Raw genomic sequence first — 1,447 nt, 5'->3', positions numbered from 1 at the left:
GGCTACCTGGGCCAGCCGGGCCTGACGGCGGAGCGCTTCGTGCCGAACCCGTACGGGGCGGCGGGGACGCGGCTGTACCGCACGGGAGACAAGGCGCGGTGGAGGGAGGACGGGACGCTGGAGTACCTGGGCCGGTTGGACTTCCAGGTGAAGGTGCGCGGCTACCGGATTGAGCTGGGCGAAGTGGAAGCGGCGCTGGTGGCGCAGCCTGGAGTCCGCGAGGCCGTGGCGCTGGTGCGCGACGAGGCGACGACGGGCAAGCGGCTGGTGGCGTACGTGGTGGCGCAGCCGGGCCACACCGTGGACGCGGCCTCGCTGCGGAGCGCCCTGAAGCAGCGCATGCCGGAGTACCTGGTGCCTTCCGCGCTGGTGGTGCTGGAATCCCTGCCCCTCAACGCCAACGGCAAGGTGGACCGGCGCGCGCTGCCGGCGCCCGAAGCGGACGGATCGCGGAAGGGACCGTACGAGGCGCCTGGCACGGCCACGGAGGAGGTGCTGGCGGCGCTCTGGGCGCAGGTGCTGGGCGTGGCCCGGGTGGGTGCGCTCGACGACTTCTTCGAGCTGGGCGGTCACTCGCTGCTGGCGACGCAGGTGGTGTCCCGTCTGCGCACGGCCTTCGGGGTGGAGGTGCCGCTGCGGGCCCTCTTCGAGGCGCCGGTGCTGCGGGCGCTGGCGGAGCGGGTGGACGCGGTGGTGCGAGGAGGGCGCGGAGCACAGCCTCCGCCGCTGGTGCCGCGCGGGCACTCGGAGGCAACGCCCTTGTCGTTCGCGCAGCAGCGCCTGTGGTTCCTGGATCAGCTGCAACCGGGCAGCGCCCTCTACAACCTCCCCGCGGCCGTGCGGCTGACGGGGCGGCTGGACGAGCAGGCCCTGCGCAGGACCTTCCAGGAGCTGGTGCGCAGGCACGAATCCCTCCGCACGACCTTCCATTCAGTGGCAGGCGAACCCGTGCAGCACGTGGCGGCCTCGCTGGAGTTGCCGCTCGAAGTGGTGGACCTCCAGTCGCTTGCGCAGGACGCGCGTGAAGCCGCGGTGAAGGGAAGGGTGGCGGCCGCGATCCAGCAGCCGTTCGACCTGAGCCAGGGGCCGCTCCTGCGGACGATGCTGGTGCGGCTCGCGGAGACGGAGCACGTCCTGGTGCTGGTGATGCACCACATCGTCTCCGACGGCTGGTCCATGGGCGTCCTCGTCCGCGAAGTCACCGAGCTGTACACGGCCTACTCGGAGCTGCGTCCGTCGGCGCTGCCGGAGCTGCCCGTGCAGTACGCGGACTACGCCGCGTGGCAGCGGAGCTGGCTGCGAGGCGAGGTGCTGGAAGGCCAGCTCGCGTGGTGGCGCCAGCAGCTGGAGGGCGCACCGCACGCGCTGGAGCTGCCGACGGACCGGCCGCGTCCGGCGGTGCAGCGCTTCCACGGCGCCACGACGATGGCCCGGTGGCCGAAGGAGC

At 72.8% G+C, this 1,447-nt stretch carries 1 protein-coding gene; it reads left to right on the top strand.

The features are described 5' to 3' along the window. Nucleotides 1–1,447, top strand: a 1,447-nt coding sequence (locus ACLEQD_RS43295) for a condensation domain-containing protein (RefSeq protein ID WP_410391776.1), incomplete at both ends; no start/stop codon positions are given.

The organism is Corallococcus sp. 4LFB (assembly GCF_046520365.1).
Lineage (GTDB): Bacteria > Myxococcota > Myxococcia > Myxococcales > Myxococcaceae > Corallococcus > Corallococcus caeni.
Note: the sequence above shows the minus strand (reverse complement) of the source record. Positions and strands in the feature narration are given on the sequence as shown.